Annotated in this window: 1 protein-coding gene; it reads right to left on the bottom strand. The window is 54.0% G+C overall.

Going from position 1 to position 420, the window contains the following annotated elements; all coding sequences use genetic code 11:
- Positions 1-44: 44 nt before the first annotated feature.
- A partial coding sequence (locus D7X55_RS41640) for a CHAT domain-containing protein (protein ID WP_233610476.1) occupies positions 45-420 on the bottom strand: 376 nt, incomplete at its 5' end.

Here is a 420-nt window from a genome sequence, read left to right as displayed (position 1 = left end):
AGGTCGATGAGCTATGATCTCTAAGTTGTGCACAAGCTACTGCCTCACCACAGTGTCGCAATCACATTGCGGAACCCCGCAAACAGCATGGCGGCGGCGAGGTGGATGATCTGGTCTGGCTGCCGCTGGTCTCCTTTGGCTGTCTCGCAAGCGCTGAGGAAAGCGAGAAGACCATTGTCGAGCTTAAGTTTCATGAGTGATGAGATGGTTAAGTCGCCGTCACGCAGACAAAAGCCGCTGTTAAGGGCGTCATCCCAGTTTTGTACTCCATGGCAGGCCATGTGTACGACATGCGCTGCAGGAATGTGGGTGGACACAGCTTCAACGGAGGCAGGATTGGAGACCGTGGTCAGTGCCACGGAGTTGGCACGCTTCATGATGTCAGCAATTCGATCCAGCTCTGCTTGTACATGATACAAC

Origin of the sequence: Corallococcus sp. AB049A (assembly GCF_003668885.1) — a bacterium.
Lineage (GTDB): Bacteria > Myxococcota > Myxococcia > Myxococcales > Myxococcaceae > Corallococcus > Corallococcus interemptor.
Note: the sequence above shows the minus strand (reverse complement) of the source record. Positions and strands in the feature narration are given on the sequence as shown.